The sequence below is a fragment of the Sulfitobacter sp. CB2047 genome (assembly GCF_000735125.2).
GTDB classification, from domain to species: Bacteria; Pseudomonadota; Alphaproteobacteria; order Rhodobacterales; family Rhodobacteraceae; genus Sulfitobacter; species Sulfitobacter pontiacus.
The window spans coordinates 1099512-1117679 of sequence record NZ_CP072613.1 but is presented as its reverse complement, the minus strand read 5'-3'; the positions used below and the strand labels follow the sequence as shown (position 1 = coordinate 1117679).

Annotated in this window: 18 protein-coding genes; 9 read left to right on the top strand and 9 right to left on the bottom strand. The window is 61.7% G+C overall.

All coding sequences use genetic code 11. The features are described from left to right. Nucleotides 1-100 precede the first annotated feature (100 nt). Together IV89_RS05460 and IV89_RS05455 are read right to left on the bottom strand one after the other, a co-directional pair. The gene (locus IV89_RS05460; RefSeq protein ID WP_005849460.1) at nucleotides 101-346 is read right to left on the bottom strand and encodes a hypothetical protein; all 246 of its coding nucleotides are present in this window, start codon (nucleotides 344-346) and stop codon (nucleotides 101-103) included. Between the two features lie 98 nt (nucleotides 347-444). Then, nucleotides 445-1191 (bottom strand): LuxR family transcriptional regulator, encoded by a 747-nt coding sequence (locus tag IV89_RS05455; RefSeq protein ID WP_037944721.1) that lies wholly within the window; start codon nucleotides 1189-1191, stop codon nucleotides 445-447. 230 nt (nucleotides 1192-1421) lie between these two features. Here IV89_RS05455 and IV89_RS05450 point away from each other — a divergent pair, with 230 nt between their 5' ends. The 7 genes from IV89_RS05450 (at nucleotide 1422) to IV89_RS05420 (ending at nucleotide 8659) form a co-directional block, all read left to right on the top strand. Then, entirely contained in the window at nucleotides 1422-1823 is a 402-nt protein-coding gene (locus IV89_RS05450; protein ID WP_037944722.1) for a MerR family DNA-binding transcriptional regulator, read from the top strand. An 88-nt stretch (nucleotides 1824-1911) separates the two neighbouring features. Further along, nucleotides 1912-3693, top strand: a complete 1782-nt coding sequence (locus IV89_RS05445; RefSeq protein WP_037944724.1) for an acyl-CoA dehydrogenase C-terminal domain-containing protein — start codon at nucleotides 1912-1914, stop codon at nucleotides 3691-3693. A gap of 55 nt (nucleotides 3694-3748) precedes the next feature. Beyond that, nucleotides 3749-3961, top strand: a complete 213-nt coding sequence (locus IV89_RS05440) for a hypothetical protein (protein ID WP_037944725.1) — start codon at nucleotides 3749-3751, stop codon at nucleotides 3959-3961. A gap of 301 nt (nucleotides 3962-4262) precedes the next feature. After that, on the top strand, nucleotides 4263-4901 hold the full coding sequence (locus IV89_RS05435; RefSeq protein WP_037944727.1) for a glutathione S-transferase: 639 nt from the start codon (nucleotides 4263-4265) through the stop codon (nucleotides 4899-4901). A gap of 18 nt (nucleotides 4902-4919) precedes the next feature. Beyond that, nucleotides 4920-6131, top strand: coding sequence for an acetyl-CoA C-acetyltransferase (locus IV89_RS05430; protein WP_005849466.1), 1212 nt, complete (start codon nucleotides 4920-4922; stop codon nucleotides 6129-6131). Then, nucleotides 6131-6430, top strand: coding sequence for an acetyl-CoA acetyltransferase (locus tag IV89_RS05425; RefSeq protein ID WP_005849467.1), 300 nt, complete (start codon nucleotides 6131-6133; stop codon nucleotides 6428-6430). Before IV89_RS05430 ends, IV89_RS05425 begins: the two co-directional genes overlap by 1 nt. Before the next feature lie 27 nt (nucleotides 6431-6457). Beyond that, complete coding sequence (locus IV89_RS05420) at nucleotides 6458-8659, top strand: 3-hydroxyacyl-CoA dehydrogenase NAD-binding domain-containing protein (protein ID WP_037944728.1); 2202 nt, start codon at nucleotides 6458-6460, stop codon at nucleotides 8657-8659. A gap of 86 nt (nucleotides 8660-8745) precedes the next feature. Here the strand turns inward: IV89_RS05420 and IV89_RS05415 are convergent, their stop codons facing one another. Then, a complete protein-coding gene (locus IV89_RS05415) occupies nucleotides 8746-9396 on the bottom strand; it encodes a sulfotransferase family 2 domain-containing protein (RefSeq protein WP_037944729.1) in 651 nt (216 codons plus the stop codon). Between the two features lie 140 nt (nucleotides 9397-9536). On the opposite strand from IV89_RS05415, the gene IV89_RS05410 reads away from it, so the two are divergent. Continuing rightward, complete coding sequence (locus IV89_RS05410; RefSeq protein ID WP_037944730.1) at nucleotides 9537-11162, top strand: AMP-binding protein; 1626 nt, start codon at nucleotides 9537-9539, stop codon at nucleotides 11160-11162. Between the two features lie 6 nt (nucleotides 11163-11168). On the opposite strand, the gene IV89_RS05405 is transcribed toward IV89_RS05410, so the two are convergent. Beyond that, a complete protein-coding gene (locus tag IV89_RS05405) occupies nucleotides 11169-11693 on the bottom strand; it encodes a GNAT family N-acetyltransferase (protein WP_037944731.1) in 525 nt (174 codons plus the stop codon). 105 nt (nucleotides 11694-11798) lie between these two features. On the opposite strand from IV89_RS05405, the gene IV89_RS05400 reads away from it, so the two are divergent. Continuing rightward, entirely contained in the window at nucleotides 11799-12812 is a 1014-nt protein-coding gene (locus tag IV89_RS05400; RefSeq protein WP_037944733.1) for a hypothetical protein, read from the top strand. Between the two features lie 87 nt (nucleotides 12813-12899). On the opposite strand, the gene IV89_RS05395 is transcribed toward IV89_RS05400, so the two are convergent. From IV89_RS05395 to IV89_RS05375, 5 genes are all read right to left on the bottom strand, one after another. Beyond that, nucleotides 12900-14225 carry an SPOR domain-containing protein gene (locus IV89_RS05395; RefSeq protein ID WP_235183806.1) on the bottom strand — a complete coding sequence of 442 codons (1326 nt, stop codon included), beginning with the start codon at nucleotides 14223-14225 and terminating at the stop codon, nucleotides 12900-12902. A gap of 90 nt (nucleotides 14226-14315) precedes the next feature. Continuing rightward, nucleotides 14316-14948 carry a uracil phosphoribosyltransferase gene (gene upp / locus IV89_RS05390; RefSeq protein WP_037945097.1) on the bottom strand — a complete coding sequence of 211 codons (633 nt, stop codon included), beginning with the start codon at nucleotides 14946-14948 and terminating at the stop codon, nucleotides 14316-14318. A gap of 175 nt (nucleotides 14949-15123) precedes the next feature. Further along, nucleotides 15124-16317 (bottom strand): phosphopentomutase, encoded by a 1194-nt coding sequence (locus IV89_RS05385; protein WP_037944735.1) that lies wholly within the window; start codon nucleotides 16315-16317, stop codon nucleotides 15124-15126. Then, the gene (locus tag IV89_RS05380; protein WP_037944736.1) at nucleotides 16317-17621 is read right to left on the bottom strand and encodes a thymidine phosphorylase; all 1305 of its coding nucleotides are present in this window, start codon (nucleotides 17619-17621) and stop codon (nucleotides 16317-16319) included. The genes IV89_RS05385 and IV89_RS05380 overlap by 1 nt, the downstream gene beginning before the upstream one ends. Before the next feature lie 3 nt (nucleotides 17622-17624). Further along, entirely contained in the window at nucleotides 17625-18020 is a 396-nt protein-coding gene (locus IV89_RS05375) for a cytidine deaminase (RefSeq protein ID WP_005849478.1), read from the bottom strand. Nucleotides 18021-18168 lie beyond the last annotated feature (148 nt).

The following is an 18168-nucleotide window of genomic DNA, read 5'->3' as shown; positions in this document are numbered from 1 at the left end:
GTTTACGGGGCGCTACCACAACTGACAGCCGCTGGCTGGAGGGTGCCGTCGTTGGCAGCATCGAGCGATGGTATGAGAAACCGATGCGATGCGGGCCGGCTTACGCCTGCCGCGCGGCCATCCGACCCATCACATCGGAAAGACGGGTAAGATCTGCGGCTGTCACAATCAGCTCCGACAGTGAATCAGCGTCGAGACAGGCAGCAAATTCATACGCCACGTCTTCAACAAGCTTGGCCGCATCCTTGAGCCCCCGCGATGCGGAAGACGCGGAAATCACCGGCCCCTGCGCAAGATCATAGGTATTCGGTGTTGTTGAGGGTTTCGGGGGTTTGTTCTGCGCCACGGCCTGTCCACTTACGGTTGAGAATTCGCCACGACTATGCGTCCGACAGGTGATGCGCACGTCCCGTAAGTGCGCGACATCCGGTCACGCTCCCTGCATTACGACAGGTTATCCAGCGACGGGTCGATCAGGCCAAAGGCCAGGCCCCGCACCGCCGCGCGAGTCCGGTCGGTCACATCCAGTTTGCCAAACAGACGCCGCATGATCGTATCGACCGTGTGCCGCGACACCCCCATGATCTGCGCGATCGAGGTGTTGCTCTTGCCGCGCGCGATCCAGCGGAGCAATTCCAGCTCGCGCGGGGACAAGCGCCGATTGGGTGCAGCAGGGCCTGCCACAAGCGCGCAGAACCGCATATGGGCAAACTGGCTGGCGACGTGCAGGTCCAGAACCTCTGCATCGCTCGGGCGCGGCCTGTCGTGGTGGAAGCCGATACTGACCAAAGCATTGCGCGCCTGTGGCCCAAAGACCTGACAGACCAGCCCATCGGCAAAGCCGAATTCTCTCGCTCTGTTCAGATAGGCTTTCTGCTTTTCGGTCAAGGTGGTCAGCTGCGGCAGGTCACGCCAGAAAAACGGGGTGATCTGTGAGGCCGCGAAGGGAGGAAACGGATCGTCCAGATACAGGTGCTCTTCGGTATACATCCGGTGAAACTCTGCCGGGATACCGATCGCGACAGCGCCAAAGCTAGAGTCCCCAAGCGATTGCACATCAATACTGTGATAGGTGACCGTGCGAAAATCCTGCGCCTTGGCAAAGCGTTGCACAAGCAGCCATAGCGCCGAAACGCTGCTGACCTCGCGCAGACACTCTGTGAATAGTCGCGGATCCATATCCTCGGACATATCACCCCCCCGGCCGATAAAACTTGCTCCCCCAGACCACTTAGTCGGCGCGAGATACCTATCAATGACCGCCTCGGGAAAATCCTCGCGGGGTTACGCAGATTTACTCAACGTAAAGCAAATGTTTGACGTAGCGTCCAACTTACGTAAGCTTGTTTCTGGGTTATACCGCTCCCAGTTTAGGTGAAGTTGACCGTTCTACAGCAGTGATAGAATAGCGAGTAACTGATATGTCCAACACTACGATGACCATCCGCGAGATGTGCACCGCCTTCGATGTGACCCCGCGCACCTTGCGGTTCTACGAAGCGAAAGAACTGCTTTTCCCCGAACGTCAGGGACAAAAGCGCCTGTTTACCAAACGGGACCGTGCGCGGCTGAAACTGATCCTGCGTGGCAAGCGCTTTGGCTTCAGCCTCGAAGAAATCCGCCAGTTGCTGGACCTGTACCACATGGGCGACCAGCAACAGACCCAATTGGCGCGCACCTATGACATCGCGCGCGAACGTCTGGCCGACCTCGAAGCACAGCGCGAGGATCTGAACAACGCCATCGACGACCTGCAAAACCAGTTGAAATGGGGGGAGAAAATGATCGCCTCCATCAACAGCGCTCGCAACGCGGCAGAATAGGCCCGCAGTCCGGCGCACCCGAACACCTGATACACCGACCTAGATATACTGACCAAACGACGGCCAGATGGCCAAGGGAGAACACCACATGCCGAGCTACACCGCCCCGATCAAGGATATGCAATTCGTCCTGCACGACGTGCTGAACGTCACCGCATCGTCCACCCCCGGCTACGACGAGCTTGAGGCGGATTTCACCTCTGCCATTCTGGAAGAAGCAGGCAAGCTGACCTCCGAAGTCCTCGCTCCGCTGAACGCGGTGGGTGATCAGGAAGGCTGCCGTCTGGAGAACGGCGTCGTCTACACCCCCAAAGGGTTCAAGGACGCCTTTGAAAAGGTCAAGGAAGGCGGCTGGACCGGTCTGGACATGCCAGAGCAATACGGCGGCCAGAACATGCCCTATATCCTCGGCACCGCCGTGGGCGAGATGTTCTCGGCGTCCAACCAGGCGTTCACCATGTATCAGGGCCTGACCCACGGTGCGGCCTCGGCGATCCTCGCCCACGGCTCTGACGCCCAAAAGGATACATATCTGCCCAACATGGTGTCCTGCGAATGGACCGGCACCATGAACCTGACAGAGCCCCACTGCGGCACCGATCTGGGCCTGATGCGCACCAAGGCAGCGCCACAGGAAGACGGCAGCTATAAGATCACCGGCCAGAAGATCTTTATCTCGTCCGGTGAACACGACATGGCCGATAACATCATCCATTTGGTGCTGGCCAAGATCGAAGGCGGCCCCGAAGGCATCAAGGGCGTATCGCTGTTCATCGTGCCCAAGTTCATGGTCAAGGAAGACGGCTCGCTTGGCGAACGCAACGCGGTGTCCGTCGGCTCCATCGAAGAGAAGATGGGCATCCACGGCAACTCTACCTGTGTGATGAACTATGACGGCGCGGTCGGCTACCTGCTGGGTGACGAACACAAAGGCATGCGCGCGATGTTCACCATGATGAACGAAGCCCGCGTGGGCGTCGGCATGCAGGGTCTGGCGCAGGCCGATGTGGCCTATCAGAACGCGCTGGCCTACGCCAAGGACCGCCTGCAAGGCCGTGCCGTCACCGGGACAGAGCACCCCGACAAGCCTGCCGATCCGTTGATCGTCCACCCCGATATCCGTCGCAGCCTGATGGAGCAGAAATCCTTTGTCGAAGGGGCCCGGGCGTTCATCCTCTGGGGAGCCAGCCTGATCGACGCGGCACACCGCGCGGATGACAAGGATGCCGACGGGCTTGTCTCGCTGATGACCCCCGTCATCAAAGGCTTCCTGACCGACATCGGCTATGACATGACGGTCAAGGCGCAGCAGGTCTATGGTGGCCACGGCTATATCGAGGAATGGGGCATGTCCCAGTTCACCCGCGACGCCCGTATCGCCATGATCTACGAAGGGGCCAATGGCGTTCAGGCGCTGGACCTCGTGGGCCGCAAACTGGCGCAGGACGGTGGCAAACACGTCATGGCCTTCTTTGATATGGTCAAGACCTTCATCAAGGAAAACGCAGGCCAGGACGCCGAGTTCGACGCCAGCTTTATGGAGCCGCTGAAGGCTGCCAGCAAAGACCTGCAATCGGCGGGCATGTACTTCATGCAGAACGGCATGAAGAACCCCAACAACGCGCTCTCGGGGTCGAATGACTTCATGCATATGTTCGGGCATGTCTGTCTGGGCCTGATGTGGGCAAAAATGGGTCTGGCCGCGAAGAAAGCGCTGAAAGATGGCACCGGCGACGCGTCCTTCTACGAGACCAAGCTGGCAACCGGCCGTTTCTACATGGCCCGTCAACTGCCCGCGACTTCGCTGCACCTCAAGCGGATCGAAACCGGCGCGGATACTGTGATGGCGCTGGACGCGGCAAACTTCTAGGTTGCACCGGGGTGGGGACATCCCCCACCCCGAATGCTGACTGAAAGGACGCCCGATGCCCAAACGTTTCCGCCTGACCCGCCGCTTCCCTGTCGCCATGACCGAAGACGGCTACCGCCGCCTGAAGAAATTCGCGGCAGAGGCCGGATTGGATGAAGGCGAAGCGCTGTCGTTTCTCTTCGAGAACTTCAACAGCGTGATCGACAAAGAGAACCTGACCGCGCGACTGCGGCTGTTCAACGCGGAACTGGACGGACGAAAGAGGTAGCACAGCACCACACCCCGAACGCCCTGCCGAACCCGACCCTTCGGGGAGAGTTTAAGGGGCAAAATGAAGCGCAAACACCCTGCCCTGATCCTGCGACCCGCACGACCAAAGCAGGGCTTCACTTTGCACGCGGCTCAGCTCTCCAGCCTGCCGCGCGGGGGTTGAATACGACAGGATGATTAGTAACTGATTAACGCAAACCCGCGCATCTTCACTTTGCCGGATAAACTCCACGGGGGTGTGGGGGTGTGAAACCCCCACGGGACGACGATCGACACACAGGACTTGAGGGAGGGTTCAGATGACCATCAAACTGCATTGCTTCGGCGAAAGCGGAAACGCCTATAAGGCGGCGCTTGCGCTGCAGCTGTCGGGGCTCGACTGGGAGCCGGTGAAAGTTGATTTCTTCGGCGGCGAAACCCGCACGCAGGATTACCGCACGACGATCAATAACATGGGCGAAGCGCCGGTGATGATTGATGGTGACATCCGTCTGACCCAATCCGGCGTGATCCAGGATTATGTCTCGGAACAATCCGGCAAATTCGGCGGGAGCAATCCCGAAGAGCGCCGCGAGATCCTGCGGTGGGTGCTGTGGGACAACCACAAGCTCAGCTCGAACGCCGGTATGACGCGTTTTTTGATGAACTTCCTGCCCGAAGACAAGCAGCCCAAAGAAGTCATCGGCTTTATGCAGGGGCGTTTGTCTGCTGCCTATGCCGTGCTGAACGACCATCTGAACGGCCGCGACTGGATTGTCGGCGACGGGATCACCAACGCCGATCTGAGTTGCTGCGGCTATCTGTATTACCCCGAGCCTTTCGGCTTTGTCCGCAAGGACTGGCCCCATATCGACGCGTGGCTCACCCGTCTGAGCGACACACCGGGCTGGAAAGCCCCCTACGACCTGATGCCCGGCAGCCCTGCTGACCGCGCCTGACCCAAAGGGAGACACCACATGACCGAAGCATATATCTACGACGCCCTGCGCACCCCGCGTGGCAAGGGCCGCAAAGACGGCGCCCTGCACGAGTTGACTTCGTTGCGCCTGTCCGCGCTGACGCTCAATGCGATGAAAGAGCGCAACAACCTGGAAGGCCATGCCGTCGAGGACGTGATCTGGGGGAACGTGACCCAGGTGATGGAACAGGGCGGCTGTCTGGCGCGCTCTGCCGTGCTGGCATCCGATCTGGATGAACGCATCCCCGGCCTTGCCATCAACCGTTTCTGCGCCTCTGGCATGGAAGCTGTGAACCTTGCCGCCAACCAGGTGCGCGGCGGCGCAGGCATGGGCTATATCGCCGGTGGCGTTGAAATGATGGGCCGCGTGGCGATGGGCAGCGACGGTGCTGCGATTGCCGTTGACCCTTCGCTCGCGATGGAGCGGTATTTCGTGCCGCAGGGCATCTCGGCTGACATCATCGCGACCGAATACGGCTTTACCCGTGACGAGGCCGACAAGCTGGCGATGCAGTCGCAGCAGCGTGCCAAGAAAGCCTGGGACGAAGGGCGCTTTGATAAATCCGTGATCGAGATCAAGGACCAGAACGGCCTGTCGATCCTCAGCCATGACGAATACATGCGCCCCCAGACCGACATGCAGTCGCTCGGGTCGCTGAACCCTGCGTTCCAGCAGATGGGCGAGGTCATGCCCGGCTTTGATAAGGTCGCGCTGATGAAATATCCGCACCTCGAGAAGATCAACCACATCCACCACGCGGGGAACTCCTCGGGCATCGTGGACGGTGCGGCGGCTGTGCTGATCGGGAACAAGGAATTCGGCGAGAAATACGGTCTCAAGCCACGCGCGCGCATCCGTGCAACCGCCAAGATCGGGACCGACCCGACCATCATGCTGACCGGCCCAGTTCCCGTGACCGAAAAGATCCTTGCCGACAATGGCATGAACATCAACGACATCGATCTGTTCGAGGTCAACGAGGCCTTTGCCGCCGTGGTCATGCGCTTCATGCAGGCGTTCGACGTCGATGAAAGCAAGGTCAATGTAAACGGCGGGTCCATCGCCATGGGTCACCCCTTGGGGGCCACCGGCGCGATGATCATCGGCACGCTGCTGGACGAGCTTGAGCGTTCGGACAAGGAAGTCGGGATGGCCACGCTTTGTATCGCCTCCGGCATGGGCGCCGCCACCATCATCGAGCGCGTTTGATGGGCGACCAGCCGCATCCTTTCCACGCCGTGGCCGATCTGGCAGCGCGGCGTGGGCTGAGGGACCTTAAGCTCGCAGAAGAACGCGGGGGGCAATATGTGCGCCTGTATCAGGCCACGCCGCCGCTGTTCTTCAAGCATCGCAACGATCCAAGCGACAGCTATGACCGCGAGCGCTTTAAGGACTTCAAACGGATACTGCTAAGCGAGGAAGACTGCGACAAAGGCCCCGAAGCCACCATCGCCTTGATCCGCTCACTGCTTGAAAAATTCGCTGACTATACGCCTCAGCGCTCGTAACACACTCCAAATCAGGGAGAGATTTAAATGACCGATTTCACCATGAAGACAGACGCCGACGGCGTCGCCATCATCACCTGGGACGTGCCCGGAAAATCCATGAACGTCATGTCGATCGAGGGCCTGTCCGAGCTGGACAGCATCATCGACACAGTCCTGTCCGACGACGCCATCAAGGGGGCCGTGATCACCTCTGGCAAGGACGGGTCTTTTGCCGGTGGTATGGATTTGAACCTGCTCGCCAAGATGCGCGAAGACGCGGGCGATGATCCGGCACAGGGGCTGTTTGACGGCACGATGAAAATGCATGCCCTGCTGCGCAAGATCGAACGCGCGGGCATGGACGCCAAGACCAACAAGGGCGGCAAGCCGATTGCCTCTGCCCTGCCCGGCACAGCCGCGGGCATCGGGCTTGAACTGCCGCTTGCCACGCACCGCATCTTTGTCGCAGACAACCCCAAGGCGCGTATTGGCCTGCCCGAGATCATGGTCGGCATCTTCCCTGGCGCGGGCGGCACCACCCGTCTGGCGCGCAAACTCGGCGCGATGGCCGCATCGCCCTTCTTGCTGGAAGGCAAGATGGTTGCCCCTGCTGCCGCGAAATCTGCCGGTCTGATCGACGAAGTTGTCGCTGATCCGGTTGCCGCCGCGAAAGAATGGGTGCTGAATGCCAAGGATGCGGACATTCTGAAACCCTGGGACGCCAAGGGCTACAAGATGCCCGGTGGTGCCCCCTATCACCCTGCGGGCTTCATGACCTTCGTCGGGGCCAATGCGATGGTCAACGGCAAGACCCAAGGTGCCTTCCCTGCGGCCAAGGCCCTGCTGAGCGCCGTTTACGAAGGCTCGCTTGTGCCGTTTGATACCGCGCTGAAGATCGAGGCGCGCTGGTTCACCAACATCCTGCTGAACCCGTCCTCCTCTGCCATGATCCGGTCGCTGTTCCTGAACAAGGAAGCGCTGGAAAAAGGCGCGGTACGTCCCGAAGGTGTTGCCGATCAGCGCGTCAAGAAACTGGGCGTTCTGGGGGCTGGCATGATGGGTGCGGGCATCACGCTTGTCTCCGTGCAAGCCGGGATCGAGGTCGTGTTGATCGACCAGACCCAAGAAGCCGCGGACAAGGGCAAAGCCTACTCCGCCAGCTTCTTTGACAAGGGCATCGCGCGCAAGAAATCCACCGAGGAAAAGAAAGCCGCCGCCCTTAATCTGATCACCGCAACCACCGATCTGGATGCGCTGAAAGGCTGTGACCTGATCATCGAAGCCGTCTTCGAAGACCCTGCCGTCAAGGCCGAGATGACCAAGAAGGTCGAAGCCGTGATCCCCGAGGATTGCATCTTTGCCTCCAACACCTCGACCCTGCCGATCACCGAGCTGGCCAAAGCGTCCAGCCGGGCGGATCAGTTCATCGGCATCCACTTCTTCTCGCCCGTCGAAAAAATGGCACTGGTAGAGATCATCAAGGGTGCCGAGACTGGCGACCGTGCGGTGGCCAAATCGCTCGACTATGTGCGCCAGATCCGCAAGACGCCGATCGTGGTCAATGACGCGCGGTTCTTCTATGCCAACCGCTGCATCATCCCCTATGCCAACGAAGGCGCGCGGATGATCACCGAAGGGGCGGCACCGCAACTCGTCGATCACGCGGCGCAGCTTCTGGGCTTCCCTGTGGGGCCGGTGCAGTTGACCGATGAAACCTCGATCGATCTGGGGGCCAAGATTGCCCGCGCGACCAAGGCGGCCATGGGCAATGCCTATCCTGCCAGCCAAGCGGATGATCTGATCTTCTGGATGGAAGATCTGGGTCGTCTGGGCCGCAAGGCGAACGCGGGCTTCTTTGACTATGATGAAAAGGGCAAGCGTCAGGGCTATTGGAAGGGGATGCACGACAAATTCCCGCTGGCCGAGGAACAGCCAGACCTGCGCGATGTGCAGGACCGACTGATGTTCGTGCAAGTGCTCGAAGCGGTACGTGCGCTGGAAGAAGGCGTGCTGGAAGATATCCGCGAAGGCGACGTGGGCGCGATCCTTGGCTGGGGCTTTGCGCCTTGGTCCGGCGGCCCGTTCAGCTGGCTTGATATCATCGGCACACCCTATGCCGCGGAACGTTGTGACCAGCTGGAAGCGCAGTTCGGCGAGCGGTTCAAATGCCCTGACCTGCTGCGTGAAATGGCCGAGAAGAACCAGACCTTCTATGGTCGCTTCGGGCCGGACGCCAAAGCCGCCTGAGACGGCAGCGCCCGATAGAGAAAACGGAAACGGCCAGCAGTTCTTGCTGGCCGTTTTGCTTTGCGGGGGATGTACCGCCCGCGCTCTCAGCCGTCGAAACTGTAGCCGAAACGCGCGATATCCTCGGCGCAGGTCGTGGCGATCAGGTCGCGGGTTTGGGGGGTGTAATAGTCCCCATAGCCCGCCGCGCGGTCAGACGCATTCGCATGCGGCAACGTCAGATCAAAGCCCAGATGGTCGAACAGCGGCTGCGCGTCCTGCGCGAAATGCTCGATCCGGATGAACAGGTTGCTTTGATCCTCGCCTGCGCCGTCACGCAGATATGACCCATAGGGAGAGGCCAGAAGGCTGCCCTGCACGGTAGGCGCCTGCACGAAGGCATCAAACGCCAGCGACTTGGCAAGCCCCACAGCGGGATGATCGAAACCCTGCGCGCGCAGCCAGTGGTAATAGCTGACCATCCGGTCCCACGGGTTACGCACCAGCGCAAAGGTGAACATCCGGGCAATCTCTTGGCGGGTGACCACGCCTTCGATATCGGCGAGGGTCGCGTGTTTCCAAAGCCGTCCTGCCGACGCCGCCCCTGCCAGACGCTTGCGCCGCTTGACCGCCTTGGGCGTGTCGCCCAGCATCAGATCCTCTTTCATCGCCCGTGCTTCCAGCGCGAGCGCAAGAGACGTGCCTCCGGTCTTGGGGATATGCACGAAGATATAATTGCGCCCGCGGCTGATGATCATGACCGCCCCGCCGCATCTGTGATTGGCCGCTTTACGATCGTGCCCATATCCTGCCTCTGCCCTGCTTTTATCATCCTTCCCAAAACGGGGGATGCTGCGCAATAGTAACCGGGACAAAGCGAATAAAGACAGGGTGCGCCATGGGGTGGATGACGAACGAAGACGGGTTGGACAAATGCGCCGCGAATTACGTGCCGCTCACGCCGCTGTCGCACCTGAAACGCGCGGCCCATGTCTTTGCCGATGTGACGGCGGTGATATACGGCGCGCATCGGGTGACCTATGCGCAGTATCACGCGCGCTGTTCGCAGCTTGCTTCGGCCTTGGTGGCGGCGGGGGTTGCGCCGGGTCAGGTTGTGGCGACGATCCTGCCCAATATCCCCGCGCAGGCAGAGGCGCATTTCGGCGTGCCCGCCTGCGGTGCCGTGCTTAACACCATCAACACGCGGCTGGATGTGGATACGGTGGGCTACATCCTCGACCACGGCGAAGCGCGGGTGCTGCTGGTCGATACGCAGTTCGTCGATCTGGCAGAAGCGGCCTGTGCAACGCTCGACGGCCCGCCGCCGCTGTTGATCGAAGTGCCTGACCCCGCGGCGGGGTTTCCGGCAACGGGTCGCCACACCACATACGATGATTTCATCGCCACCGGCGACCCTGCGTTCAACTGGATCATGCCGCAGGACGAATGGGAAAGTCTTGCGCTCAACTATACCTCTGGCACGACGGGGCGGCCCAAGGGCGTGGTCTATCACCATCGCGGGGCCTATCTGATGACCATGGGCACGGTGGTCAGCTGGCGTATGGTGATGCGGCCCGTGTTCATGCAGATCGTACCGCTGTTCCACTGTAACGGCTGGAACCACACGTGGATGATGCCCCTCTTGGGGGGTACACTGGTCTGCTGCCGCGACATCACTGCCGCTGCGATCTATGACGCCATCGCCGACGAAGGCGTGACCCATTTTGGCGGTGCCCCCATCGTGCTGAACATGATGGTGAACGCGACGGAAGACGAACGCCGCGCCTTTGATCATCAGGTGGAGGTCTTCACCGCCGGTGCGCCCCCTGCCCCTGCCACCCTGTCCAAGATCGAAGCTTTGGGGTTCAACGTCACGCAGGTCTACGGGCTGACCGAGACCTACGGCCATGTCACTGAATGTCTGTGGGACCCCGCATGGGACAGCGCCCAAGGGGCCGAGCGCGCCGCGATCAAGGCCCGTCAGGGCGTCGCCATGCCGATGATGGAAGAGATCACCGTCATGGACAGCGAAATGGCCCAAGTCCCGCTGGACGCTGCCACACAGGGAGAGATCATGATCCGCGGCAATTCGGTGATGAAGGGATACTTCAAGAACCCCGCCGCCACGCGCGCGGCCTTTGCGGGCGGGTATTTCCATTCGGGCGATCTGGCGGTGCAGCATCCGAACGGACATATGCAGATCGCCGACCGCGCCAAGGACATCATCATCTCGGGCGGCGAGAATATCTCGTCCGTCGAGGTCGAAGGCGTATTGATGGGCCATCCGGATGTGAACCTCGCCGCCGTTGTCGCGCAACCGGACGAGAAATGGGGCGAAGTGCCCTGTGCTTTTGTCGAGCTGAAACCGGGCCGGCGCGGAGACGAAGCCGCCCTGATCGCCTTTGCGCGCGACACGCTTGCGGGGTTCAAAGCACCCAAACGCGTGGTGTTTCAAGAGCTGCCGAAAACCTCGACCGGGAAGATCCAGAAATTCGAACTGCGCGCGCAGGCCGCCAGGCTTTAGTGCGGTCTACATCGCGCGCTGTGTGACAACCGGATCGGCGACGATCACCGCCTCTGCCTGCTCTTGCGGGCCGAGCCGTTTTTCATACCGCCAGACGTCGATCTGCAACGGCCCCTCGCCGGTTTCGACCTCGTAGGGGATCGTGCCTGCCTGCACCCAACCGCAGGCCTCATAGAACCGCGCGGCGCGGGTGTTGCCAACCGAACAGGCCAACCATTTCAGCCCATGTCCCAGTTCTGCTTCGGTCGCCGCCATCATCTGCTGCGCCAGACCGCTGCCCTGAAAGGCTTCACTGACATAGAACTGGTAGATCTCGTCATGGTCCACCATGAAGAACCCCGCGATCTGCCCTTCGACCCAGACCACCTGCGTATGCTTAAGGTGCACACGCATCCGCATCGTGAACTCTTCGAAACTGCGCAGGGCGGTCAAGGCGGGGGGCACGACATCGGCATGGGCCTGATGCCAACCATGATACCAGATCTCGACAAGTCTGGCGGCATCATCGGGATGTGCGGGCTTGATCTGCATGGGACGCTCCTTTCGAATTCTCCTATGCTGTCTTAAGTCCACCCATTGCTCAACCCGTGTCAGGTGGTAAACTATCCAAAACAGTTAGGCACTATACTTCAGGATATGACAGCCCTTTCCAAATACGCCCGGTTGGAAGCAACCGGACTATGGCGTTCGGCCCCCGATGCCCAACGTCGCGAGGTCATCGTGTCGATCGGCGATGCGACACTGGTGATTTCCGACCTCAAGGATCAGGCGCTGACCCATTGGTCACTGGCGGCTTTGGCGCGGTCAAACCCTGGCACCCGCCCTGCGATTTTCCACCCCGACGGCGACCCCAGTGAAACGCTGGAAATCCCCGACAGCGAGGGAGAGATGATCGACGCCATCGAAACCCTGCGCCGCGTGGTCGAACGCCGTCGCCCCCGCCCGGGGCGGCTGCGCTTTGCCGGGGTGCTGACCTCGGCGCTGGTGGTGGCGGCGGTGGCGCTGTTCTGGCTGCCGGGCGCGCTACAAGATCACACGCTGCGGGTGGTGCCCAAGGTCAAACGCGCCTCCATCGGGGCGGCGCTTCTGAAAAAGATCGAACGGGTGTCCGGCCCCGCCTGTACCAACGCCCGCGGGCGCACGGCGCTGGCAAAGCTCGGCGCGCGGCTGTCGTCTGATCCGATGGTGGTGCTGCCCGCCATGACCCGCCCCAGCCTGCACCTGCCCGGCGGGCTGATCGTGCTGAACAAGACCCTGTTCGAGGATTACGAGTCCCCCGATATCGCGGGCGGCTATATTCTGGCGGAGCAAGCGAAACACGCCGTCACAGACCCGCTTGAACATATGCTCGCCACCATCGGCATCCGCGAAAACTTCCGCCTGCTGACCACAGGCGATGTCTCGGATGCGGCCCTCACACGCTACGCCGAACATCTGATGGCCGAACCCGCGCCGGAACCGCCCGTTGACGCCCTGCTTGCCCGTTTCGAAAAACAGCGCCTGCATAGCACTCCTTACGCGCAAGCCCGTGACATCACCGGAGAGACGGTGCTGCCCCTGATCGAAGGCGATCCGATGAACGGCAAGGAGACCGACCCTCTGCTGAACGATGCCGACTGGCTACGGCTGCAAAATATCTGCGGCGGCTAAGGCAGAGATACACACTCCGACCTTCCACGCAAAAGGCCAGCCGGATCGCCCCGACTGGCCTTTTATCTGCACTGTCCTGCGGTTGCGTCAGCGGATGTAGGCATCGCCGTAACCGGCACCGCGCAACTTACCCAAAGCCGCCGGGGCCGCGGACGTGCCAAAGGGCCCCGCCTGCACCGACAGATAGGTCTTGCCGCCGCGGGTGGACTTACCGATGCGCGCGCCCATCCCCATCCGCGCGATACGCTGTGCCGCACGCTGCGCGTTCGCGCTGTCCCCATAGACGCCGATCTGCACATAGGTCTTGCCCGCGGCACGCGGCGTCGCTGGGGCTGTGGCGACTGGCTTGGGGGTCGAACGGCTGGAGTAGACCGGCTTGCGCGCGGCAGGCGCTGCGTTCTTGTTGCGGACGATACGTTTGACCAGTTGGCCGTTGCGCTTGGCAAAACTCACCTCGCCCAACTCACGGCGCTGCTGCTCGACCGAGGTATAGGGGTAGACTAGCGGCAAACGCGCGGTCACGTCCTGCCCTGTGCTTTGGTTCACTAGACGGCGCGGCACGGTGTTGGTCCAGATCAACAACATCTTGGACCGCCCCTCAAGGTTCTGTTCGGCCCGCTTGGGGTTCAGACGGTCGTCTTCCCACACGGGGCGGTATCCTTTGGGCACCGAGACGTTGGCATAGGTGTTCTGGCGGTTAATCGCGACATGTTTCGGCACGATCCGCGTATGCGCATGCGCCGCTGCGGGTCTCGCCGTGGTTGTGACGCTGCCTGTGGTTGCCCCATAGGACGGCGCAGATGCCACCGCCCCGGCCTGCGCGGTGGAGGGCAGGATCGGCGCGGTTTGCGGGCCGCAACGCACGGCGAGCCCCTTGGTCCGCGACCCGGAATATTGCTGGCTGATGGCAGAGCGTCCGGCACAGGTGGTCGGCACCTGCGCCACCGCCACCGGCGCTTGCGCGCGCGGTGCGGCCGGCACGTCGACCGAGCGTGGTACCGGCTGGCGCACCGGCTTGGGTGCTTTCTGGCGTACAACAACCGGCTTGGCCTTGCGCTGTGGCAGAGGGCGTGCCGCAACCGTGGGCTGTTTGGCCGCGGCGGGCGCGTTGTTCACGGTGATCTGCACCGGCGCGTTAGCACCACCGGCAGGCGCGCTGGCCGCTGTCTGCACATTGGTCGGCTTGAAGCCGCAGACACCCTGACGCTTGCGCGACACGCGCGGCACCCAGGTCACATTGCCGTCGATACCGGCCCGAATAAACACACAGCCTTTGCTGTCAACATATTGCTTGCCCTTATACGAGGCCGATGGGAATTCCGCCGGTTGATCGCGAAAGCTCTGCGCTTGGGAAATACCTGCCCCAAACGTCGTCATCAATGCCGCAACTGCCACAATACTAGTAAATTTCATCTGCGCCCCCACACAATGTAGTAAATAAACCATGCGCGATCCCGGTTTCAGAGTAAAGCACCCTGATCACCGGATCGCCCATTTTGCGCCTTACTTGGTCCCGAACATCCGGTCACCGGCGTCACCAAGCCCGGGAATGATATACCCCTGCTCGTTCAGCTTCTCGTCGACCGCCGCGGTGACGATCGGCACATCGGGATGCGCCTCTTTCATGCGGGCCACGCCTTCGGGGGCCGCCAGCAGACACAGGAAGCGGATATTGGTCGCACCGGCTTTCTTCAGCATGTCGATCGCAGCCACGGATGAATTACCGGTGGCGAGCATCGGGTCCACGGCGATCACCAGACGGTCGTCCATACCCTCGGGCACCTTGAAATAGTATTCCACCGGCTGCAACGTTTCCTCGTCACGATACAGGCCAACAAAGCCTACCCGTGCCGACGGGATCAGCTCAAGCACGCCATCCATCAACCCGTTGCCCGCCCGCAGGATAGAGATCAGCGCGAGCTTCTTGCCGTCCAGCGTAGGTGCGTCCATCGGCTGCATCGGCGTGTCGATCCGCTTGGTCGTCATCGGCAAGCCGCGGGTCACCTCATAGGCCAGAAGCTGGCTGATCTCGCGCAGCAACTGGCGGAACGCCGCGGTCGATGTGGATTTATCCCGCATGATTGTCAGCTTGTGCTGCACCAGCGGATGATTAACGACGGTCAGGTGTTCAACGATATCGGACATCGGGGCGCTCTCCATATTACTTGGCTGAACTCATGCCCCGAAAAGCCGTGCCCCGCAACCATCGCATCTTCGCCAGCTTCATTTTGCCAGTCAAACTCCGGGGGGATCGCGGCCCCGCCGCGATGGGGGCTGGCCCCCACCCGACCGATACGCCGCCGAACAGAGTTCAGTCGGGCACCGCAACCCCAAGATGCCGCGCCACCAGCCCAGCGACATCGCGAAAGCTGATCTGCCCCAAGCGGCCAGCACCCTGCCCTGCCACCAGAACCGGTGCCCGTTCGCGGGTGTGGTCGGTGCCCACCCATGTCGGGTCGTTCCCGTGATCTGCGGTCAGCACCAGCAAATCCCCGTCACGCAGTTGCCCCAGCAGCTTACCAATCTCGGCATCAAACCACTCAAGCGCGCGGGCATAGCCCGACACATCGCGCCGGTGCCCATAAAGACTGTCAAATTCCACAAAATTCGCAAACGTCAGGCTGCCGTCTTCGGCGTGCTCGACCAGATCGCCAAGATGGCCCATCAACGTCTCGTCAGACCCTTTGCGCACCTCGTCAAAACCGGTCATCGAAAAAATGTCGCCGATCTTTCCAACGGCATAAACACGGGCACCACTGTCCTGCACCCAGTTGCTCAGCACCGGCGCGGGTGGCTTGATCGCAAAATCACGACGGTTGGTGGTGCGGGTAAAACCGCTTTGCGCATCCCCGATGAAGGGACGCGCGATCACCCGTCCGACTTTCATCTCATGCGCGATCGGGGCCATGTTTTCGCATAGGTCCAACAGCCGTTGCAGGCCGAAACTCTCTTCATGCGCGGCGATCTGCAACACGCTGTCAGCCGAGGTATAGCAGATCGGGAAACCGGTCTTGATATGCTGCGCGCCGAACTCCTCAATAATGGCGGTGCCGGGGGCGTGGCAATTCCCCAAGATCTCGTCCGTGCCGGCAAAGGCCGCAAGCTGCGCGACCAGCGCGGGCGGAAAGGACTTCGACACATCGGGAAAGTAATGCCACTCCCACGGGACCGGCAAGCCGGCCAATTCCCAATGGCCCGAGGGCGTATCCTTGCCGCGCGAAATTTCTGTCGCCGCGCCCCATGTGCCGCTGACGGCACCATCAAGGCTTGCGATATGCAGCCCGCTGGCCAGTTCAATCGCGGGGCCAAGCCCCAGCGACGCCATATGCGGCACGTTCAAAGGGCCGCTGCGCCCGTCTTCTGCACGGCCTTCGGCACAGGCCTGCGCGATATGACCAAGGGTATTCGCGCCGGTGTCCGGCACACGCCCGTTAAAGAAGGTGTCCGCATCAGGGGCACCGCCGATACCGACGGAATCCATCACAACCAGAAAAGCACGCGCCATCAGCCGACCCTCTCTACAATCAAATCCGGCACGGCGACCGGCTTCGGGCCGATGGTAACCGCACCGCGCACCGCCTTTGCGGCCCGCTCTGCGTCACCGGCGCGGGCGGCATGGACCACCGCCAGTGGCCCCTTAGACGATACTTTCGCGCCCAGGCGGACGACATCCGAAATCCCCACGGCCGGGTTGATCTGGTCCGTCTCGACCGCGCGCCCGCCGCCCAAAGCGACGACCGCAAGGCCCAAGGCCTCCCCATCAATCGCGGTCACATATCCGGTTTTCGGTGCGGGGACCTCTCCGATGATCGTCGCCTCGGGCAGGAACCGCGTCCAGTTTTCGACAAACTTCGCAGGCCCGCCCATGGCCGCGATCATCACGCCAAAGCGTTCCGCCGCGCGGCCCGACCGGATCGCCTGCACGATCATATCCGCCCCGACCTGCACATCGCCCGCCAGCCCTGCATTGGCCAGCAACACCCCCCCAAGAGCAGCACAGACCGAGACAATCGGCCCCTTGTTGTGCCCCGTCAGCACGCGCATCACCTCGGCCACTTCCAGCGCGTTCCCAAGGCTCGGCACCAGGGGCTGGCTCATATCGCTGATCACCGCCGTCGTGCGGCACCCACTCGCATTCGCAGTCTTGGTCAACGCCGTCGCCAGCGCCTGCGCCTGCGCCAAATCTTTCATGAAGGCACCGCTGCCAACCTTGACGTCCAAGACCAAACCATCCAGCCCCGCCGCCAGCTTCTTGGATAGGATCGACGCGGTGATCAGATCAAGGCTGTCCACGGTCGAGGACACATCGCGCACCGCATAAAGCCGCTTGTCCGCGGGGGCGATACCGTCGGTCGCACTGACAATCGCACAGCCTGCCTCGGCCACCACGGCGCGAAACTGCGCCTCGTCCAATGTGGTATTCACACCCGGAATGGCCTCGAGTTTGTCCAGCGTCCCGCCGGTATGCCCCAGCCCACGCCCCGAGATCATCGGAACATAAGCCCCGCAGGCGGCCAAGGCAGGGGCCAGCACAAGGCTGACGCAATCGCCCACACCGCCCGTCGAATGTTTATCCAGCACCGGCCCGTTCAGATCCCAGTCGAACACCCGCCCGCTGTCGCGCATGGCGAGCGTCAGGGCCACGCGGCCCACATCGCTCAGCCCGACCTGACAGACCCCCATCGCAAAGGCCCCCGCCTGCGCATCACTGACCCGCCCATCGGCAAGGGCCATCGCGAACCAGACAAGCTCTTCTCGGTTCAGCGACCGCCGGTGCCGCAGTTTGGACAGGATCGCGCGGGCATCCATGGCTTAGCCCTCCATATGCGCGCGGCCAAAGGCACCGGGCAACAGCTCGGCCATCGTCATCACCTCTTCCACGCCCGACAGGGTCGCCATCGTCACCCGCGCGTCCCCCTGACCGAATTCCGCCAGTTTCTGACGGCAGCCGCCACAGGGCGTGACGGGCGTGGGGCTGCCCGCAATAACATAAGCCTCGACAAAAGCCGTCTCACCCGCCGCGATCATGGCGGCGATGGCACCGGCCTCGGCACAGGTGCCTTCCGGGTAGGCGACGTTTTCCACGTTACAGCCAACAAACACCGCCCCCGAGGCCGTGCGCAACGCGGCCCCCACCTTGAAGTTGGAATAGGGCGCATAGGCATTTTCCTGCACGGCGCTGGCGTGCTGTCGCAAATCACTGGTCATAATTCCCCCAAGTTTCACAAAACTATAAAAACCTTTCGCCAAAGTTGCGATGCCAAAAGCGGAAAAATGCCATGCTTCATTTTGCCAGACAAACTCCGGGGGAATCGTGGCCTGTCACGATGGGGGCTGGCCCCCTTCCCGCCCTACA

What these genes read in the sequence shown, in the direction of transcription:
- IV89_RS05455 (WP_037944721.1), bottom strand. Translation starts at nt 1,191, where the DNA reads ATGTCCGAGGATATGGATCCGCGACTATTCACAGAGTGTCTGCGCGAG.
- IV89_RS05450 (WP_037944722.1), top strand. Translation starts at nt 1,422, where the DNA reads ATGTCCAACACTACGATGACCATCCGCGAGATGTGCACCGCCTTCGAT.
- IV89_RS05445 (WP_037944724.1), top strand. Translation starts at nt 1,912, where the DNA reads ATGCCGAGCTACACCGCCCCGATCAAGGATATGCAATTCGTCCTGCAC.
- IV89_RS05440 (WP_037944725.1), top strand. Translation starts at nt 3,749, where the DNA reads ATGCCCAAACGTTTCCGCCTGACCCGCCGCTTCCCTGTCGCCATGACC.
- IV89_RS05435 (WP_037944727.1), top strand. Translation starts at nt 4,263, where the DNA reads ATGACCATCAAACTGCATTGCTTCGGCGAAAGCGGAAACGCCTATAAG.
- IV89_RS05430 (WP_005849466.1), top strand. Translation starts at nt 4,920, where the DNA reads ATGACCGAAGCATATATCTACGACGCCCTGCGCACCCCGCGTGGCAAG.
- IV89_RS05425 (WP_005849467.1), top strand. Translation starts at nt 6,131, where the DNA reads ATGGGCGACCAGCCGCATCCTTTCCACGCCGTGGCCGATCTGGCAGCG.
- IV89_RS05420 (WP_037944728.1), top strand. Translation starts at nt 6,458, where the DNA reads ATGACCGATTTCACCATGAAGACAGACGCCGACGGCGTCGCCATCATC.
- IV89_RS05415 (WP_037944729.1), bottom strand. Translation starts at nt 9,396, where the DNA reads ATGATCATCAGCCGCGGGCGCAATTATATCTTCGTGCATATCCCCAAG.
- IV89_RS05410 (WP_037944730.1), top strand. Translation starts at nt 9,537, where the DNA reads ATGGGGTGGATGACGAACGAAGACGGGTTGGACAAATGCGCCGCGAAT.
- IV89_RS05405 (WP_037944731.1), bottom strand. Translation starts at nt 11,693, where the DNA reads ATGCAGATCAAGCCCGCACATCCCGATGATGCCGCCAGACTTGTCGAG.
- IV89_RS05400 (WP_037944733.1), top strand. Translation starts at nt 11,799, where the DNA reads ATGACAGCCCTTTCCAAATACGCCCGGTTGGAAGCAACCGGACTATGG.
- IV89_RS05395 (WP_235183806.1), bottom strand. Translation starts at nt 14,225, where the DNA reads ATGAAATTTACTAGTATTGTGGCAGTTGCGGCATTGATGACGACGTTT.
- IV89_RS05385 (WP_037944735.1), bottom strand. Translation starts at nt 16,317, where the DNA reads ATGGCGCGTGCTTTTCTGGTTGTGATGGATTCCGTCGGTATCGGCGGT.
- IV89_RS05380 (WP_037944736.1), bottom strand. Translation starts at nt 17,621, where the DNA reads ATGGATGCCCGCGCGATCCTGTCCAAACTGCGGCACCGGCGGTCGCTG.
- IV89_RS05375 (WP_005849478.1), bottom strand. Translation starts at nt 18,020, where the DNA reads ATGACCAGTGATTTGCGACAGCACGCCAGCGCCGTGCAGGAAAATGCC.